A 4663-nucleotide genomic window follows, 5' to 3' on the forward strand; every position below is an offset into this window, starting at 1 on the left:
GTCGCCAGACGCTCTTTGTGCGGTATTGCCTCAGGTATTCCAGACAGCTTCACGCCTCTGTGTCACTTCTCCTAAGGAAACACTGCATAAAGCTTGTGCGTAAGATGCGTAGTCAGATTTTTTGGCAGATTGCTCAGAAATTCCGCAGGCAGACTGTATGTATGGCAATAATATGACGAAAAATCTGCACGCAGATTACGTGCAAAGCCGTCAGGCGGGCTTTATGCAGTGTTTCCATAAGCACAGAGGTTGATATACTCATTCCCAAGACATTGCTCTGCTTCTTCTCCGAGGCAGGGCATTGTTGTTTCCTTTTATAAGGGATCGGCAGGCATTCCCCGCAGCAATGCCCCCAGCTGTTCCACCTGCTGTGCCATGCGTTCAGCGTTGGATTCCGGCAGAAATGTGGTGGCATAGTCGTAAACCGCCAGCCCGTCTGTGCCGTCGGTTTCCAGCACCTGCGTTGCCTGCCGGACAGGCAAGTCCCACTGTGTCGTCCATTCCATACTGCCGGAACCTGCCCACTGGTCAACTTTGCCGTACTTGTGAGTGCCGATGCCGATCACCAGCGAAACGCTGTCATAGGTGACAGTCTGCACCCATTCTGTGACAGTTTCGGAAAAGGGAGCGGCTTCGTTTTCGAAGCCGAAGTATACCTGTGGGATCAAAACGTCACAGTAGCCGGCTTCACTGCCCCAGCGGCGGACATCGGCATATTGTTTGGTATAGTTTCCGTCCATGGTGCCCTGCGGACTGATGCTCAGCAGCAGCTTCGGTGATTTTGCCTTGACAGTGCTGTAAATTTGCTGTATCATTTCGTTGACTTGGGAGAGCCGGAACTGGTTCAGGTTGTCCGCCTTGGCATCTGCAAAGGCGGCGGCATCAAAGGCGGTTTCTGTGGTGGGGTAGAAGTAGTCGTCCAGATGAATCCCGTCCACCTCGTATTGCTGTACGATTTCCGCCACCCCGTCGGCGATCAGCTGCCGTACCTCCGGATAAGCCGGATTCAGCCACCAGTAATCGCCGACCTTGCAGAGATAGGTGCCGTTTTTCTGGCTGTCGCGGTACCACTGTCCGATCTGGTAACGGTCAGAGAGGGCACCCATGCCGGCATCATTTTGCAGCCGCAGGGGATTGATCCAGCCGTGAACAGACAGGTGCAGCCGGTGTGCCTCCTCCAGCAGAATGGGAAGCGGGTCGAAATCTCCTACTGCTGCCGCTGGGGGAAATAACTGGGAGCAGTAATAGGCATCACCGAAGGCACGGAGATGCAGGTATACCGTGTTGATGCCCATATCTGCCGCCTGCTGGAATCGCTGATGCATACTCTCCCGAAATTGTTCTGCCGTTTTTCCCGCAAGAGTGTCGGCGTAGTCCAGATAGGGGAACCACATGCCGTAGGTAGTCTGGTAGTTGCAGACTGCTGCGGTGTCCGGCGTTTTTGTAGGGCAGGGTGTGGTGCCGCTTGCCACGTGCAGCTGCTGTACCTGCTGGACATGCTTGGTCAGGTCGTCGCAAAAGGCGGCGTTTTCCGGTACGTGGTGTTCGGACTGTACCGTGCAGCCGCCGAGGGAAACCAGCAGAAAAAGAGTGAGAAATCGTGTGATCTTGTGTGTCATATGTGCGTAACCTCCGAAAACAGCGAAAATATCGCAAAAAAACTTGTGGAAATACAGCGAATCACCGAAAAGAAAAAATCGCCTTGCATTGCCCTATAAAAAATGTTATAATAAAAGTATGTTTCTGATTGCGAAAAAATGCACGGCTTGTTCGGAACGGCCGGCAGAGAAAAGGAGAATTTTTTATGTTATCGGATATCGAAATTGCACAGAATGCAGAAATGTATCCCATTGGCAAGATCGCTGCGGAGCTGTCCATTGCAGAGGAGGACATTGAGTACTACGGACACTACAAGGCAAAGCTGTCGGAGCAGCTGTTCCAGAAGCTGGACAGCAAGCCGAACGGCAAGCTGATTCTGGTGACTGCCATTAACCCCACGCCGGCAGGCGAGGGCAAGACGACCGTCAGCGTTGGTCTGGCAGACGCACTGCATCAGATCGGCAAGAAAACAGTTCTGGCACTGCGGGAACCGTCTTTGGGACCGGTGTTCGGCATCAAGGGCGGAGCAGCCGGCGGCGGCTATGCACAGGTAGTTCCCATGGAGGACATCAACCTGCACTTCACCGGTGATATGCATGCCATTACATCGGCAAACAACCTGCTCTGTGCGATGCTGGACAACCATATGCAGCAGGGCAATGTGCTGCGGATCGACCAGCGTCGCGTCATGCTCAAGCGTGTGCTGGACATGAACGACCGTGCTCTCCGGAACATTGTCATCGGTCTGGGCGGCAAGGTAGACGGCATTCCCAGAAGCGACAGCTTCCAGATCACTGTAGCTTCCGAAGTCATGGCGATTCTCTGTCTGGCTTCTGATCTGGCAGACCTGAAAGAACGTCTGGGCAAGATCCTGGTGGCATACGATCTGGACGGCAATCCGGTTTATGCCAAGGATCTGGGGGCAAATGGTGCCATGACAGCTTTGCTGAAAGATGCACTGAAGCCGAATCTGGTACAGACTCTGGAACACACGCCGGCACTGATCCACGGCGGCCCGTTCGCCAATATTGCCCACGGCTGTAACTCGATCCGTGCTACCAAGCTGGCACTGAAGCTGGGTGATTACTGCGTTACCGAAGCAGGCTTCGGCTCTGATCTGGGTGCTGAAAAATTCTTTGACATCAAGTGCCGCTACGGTGGTCTGAAGCCGGACTGTGTGGTTCTGGTGGCAACTGTCCGTGCCCTGAAATACAACGGCGGCGTTCCCAAGACGGAACTGACTACCGAGAATCTGGACGCTCTGAAAAAGGGCATTGTCAACCTCCAGGTGCACATTGAAAACATGAAGAAGTACGGCGTGCCGGTAGTGGTTGCGATCAACCGCTTCCAGTGCGACACCGATGCAGAACTGCACTTCATTCAGGAATTCTGCGAGAGTCTGGGTGCAGAGTTTGCACTGACCGAAGTATTCGCCAAGGGCGGAGCAGGCGGCAAGGAACTGGCAGAAAAGGTCTGCAAAACGATCGAAACCAAGCCGTCCAACTTCCACGTATTGTATGACACCGAACTGTCTGTGGAAGAAAAGGTGGAGAAGATCGCTAAGGAAATCTACCGTGCAGACGGCGTGACCTTTACTGCACCGGCAAAGAAAGCACTGGCACAGATCAACGCACTGGGCTGCGGCAATCTGCCGGTCTGCGTGGCAAAGACACAGTATTCCCTGTCGGACGATGCTGCCAAGCTGGGCAAGCCGGAGCATTTTACCATTACCGTCCGTGACGTGACACTGTCCAACGGTGCCGGCTTTGTGGTAGTGCTCACCGGCAACATCATGACCATGCCGGGACTGCCGAAGGCACCGTCTGCCCTGAAGATCGACTGCGACAACAACGGCAATATCACTGGTTTGTTCTAATCGAAGGAGATGCACAGACGTGTTGAAAATACAGAAAACAACGGCTTCTCCGGCGGAAACCGTCGCCTTTGCGGAGCAGGTGGGCAAGCGGCTGCATGCCGGTGATGTGATCGCCTATTTCGGCGGGCTGGGTGTGGGAAAAACTACCTTTACCCGCGGGCTGGCGAAAGGCATGGGGCTGCCGGACGTGGTGTCTTCTCCCACATTTGCCATTGTGCAGGAGTACCACGGCAGCGGGCTGTCGCTCTACCACTTTGACATGTACCGCATCGAGGGGGCAATGGATCTGGAATCCACGGGTTTCTACGACTATCCGCTGGACGAGGGCGTGTTTGCCATTGAGTGGTCGGAGAACATCGTGTCGGAACTGCCGGCAGGCTGTCTGCGGATCACCATTGAACGGCTTTCTGATGCGGCACGGCAGATCACAATAGAAGGAGATGAGCGTTTTGCGGATCTTGGGGATTGATACTTCCGGAAAAGTTGCCGCTGCGGCTCTGTATGACAGCGAAGCCGGCTGCCTGCTGGCACAGCAGTCTGTTTATACCAAGCGTACCCATTCGCAGGTGATCCTGCCGCTGGCAGAGCGTCTGTTGGCAGATACCGGTTTGCAGTGGCAGGACGTAGACGGCTTTGCCGTGGCAAAGGGTCCGGGGTCTTATACCGGTCTGCGTATCGGCATCGCCGCCGTGAAAGCCATGGCGTATGCCCTGCAAATTCCCTGTGTGGGAATCTCCACGCTGGAGGGACTGGCGTGGCAGAATCTGTCGTGGCAGGGCGTGATTTGCAGCGTGATGACGGCACGGCAGGCTCTGGTCTATGCCGGACTGTATCGCAGCGACGGAACTACAGTTACAGCTCTCCGTCCGGACGGCATGCAGCCGGTGGCAGAACTGTCGGAACAGCTGGCGGCTCTGGGAGAACCAGTGCTGCTGGTGGGCGATGCAATGGAGGAGATTCCCGCTTCGGCGTTTCTGCATGCCGCTTCGCCGGCGACAAAACTGCAAAACGGTGCCGGCATCTGTCTGGCAGCAGCACAGGCGGCATGGCAGACACCGGAGGAACTGTTTCCGGAATATTTGCAGCTGGTCAAGGCGGAAAAGGACTTGCAGGAAAAGCAAAGGGCAAAGTGACTTTATGTACACGGAAATCAATTTTCAAAAATGTGTTGATTTAAATTGTGCCAAA

General features: G+C 54.8%; 4 protein-coding genes. 3 read left to right on the forward strand and 1 reads right to left on the reverse strand.

Features of this window, described 5'->3' with window-relative positions:
• Nucleotides 1–314: 314 nt before the first annotated feature.
• Nucleotides 315–1619 carry a glycoside hydrolase family 10-like protein gene (locus tag RUMCAL_RS07530; RefSeq protein WP_051343725.1) on the reverse strand — a complete coding sequence of 435 codons (1305 nt, stop codon included), beginning with the start codon at nt 1617–1619 and terminating at the stop codon, nt 315–317.
• A 185-nt stretch (nt 1620–1804) separates the two neighbouring features.
• On the opposite strand from RUMCAL_RS07530, the gene RUMCAL_RS07535 reads away from it, so the two are divergent.
• From RUMCAL_RS07535 to tsaB, 3 genes are read left to right on the forward strand one after another with little or no spacing between them, the layout of a single operon-like run.
• A complete protein-coding gene (locus tag RUMCAL_RS07535; protein ID WP_021682104.1) occupies nt 1805–3475 on the forward strand; it encodes a formate--tetrahydrofolate ligase in 1671 nt (556 codons plus the stop codon).
• A 19-nt stretch (nt 3476–3494) separates the two neighbouring features.
• Nucleotides 3495–3944: a tRNA (adenosine(37)-N6)-threonylcarbamoyltransferase complex ATPase subunit type 1 TsaE gene (gene tsaE / locus RUMCAL_RS07540; protein WP_021682105.1), complete on the forward strand. Its 450-nt coding sequence runs from the start codon at nt 3495–3497 to the stop codon at nt 3942–3944.
• Entirely contained in the window at nt 3925–4608 is a 684-nt protein-coding gene (gene tsaB, locus RUMCAL_RS07545) for a tRNA (adenosine(37)-N6)-threonylcarbamoyltransferase complex dimerization subunit type 1 TsaB (RefSeq protein ID WP_040647509.1), read from the forward strand. The genes tsaE and tsaB overlap by 20 nt, the downstream gene beginning before the upstream one ends.
• Nucleotides 4609–4663: the final 55 nt, after the last annotated feature.

This window comes from Ruminococcus callidus ATCC 27760 (assembly GCF_000468015.1).
Classification (GTDB): domain Bacteria; phylum Bacillota; class Clostridia; order Oscillospirales; family Ruminococcaceae; genus Ruminococcus_C; species Ruminococcus_C callidus.